Annotated in this window: 1 pseudogene; it reads right to left on the reverse strand. The window is 57.9% G+C overall.

Annotated features, from left to right (window positions below):
• Positions 1-69: 69 nt before the first annotated feature.
• Positions 70-290, reverse strand: a pseudogene (locus AAEZ06_RS27025) (beta-ketoacyl-ACP synthase); the annotation flags it as partial.

A 290-nucleotide genomic window follows, 5' to 3' on the forward strand; every position in this document is an offset into this window, starting at 1 on the left:
GCAGGGCCAGGGTGATCAGGGTAGCGCGTAGCAGGGAAGACATTCCGTTTTCTCCAGTCGATTAAAAAGTCAGCTCCAGCGGCGGAAGATCAACGAGGTGTTGACGCCGCCGAAGGCAAAGTTGTTGTTCATCACGTAGTCGTTGTGCATCTGGCGAAAGCCACCTTGCAGGTAGTCCAGCTCGCCGCATTGCGGGTCGACCGCTTCCAGGTTGAAGGTATGCACGTACTGGTCGCGGTTCATCATCTCGATGCTGAACCACGACTCCAACGCCCCGCACGCACCCAGGG

It is taken from the genome of Pseudomonas sp. HY7a-MNA-CIBAN-0227 (assembly GCF_040310325.1).
Lineage (GTDB): Bacteria > Pseudomonadota > Gammaproteobacteria > Pseudomonadales > Pseudomonadaceae > Aquipseudomonas.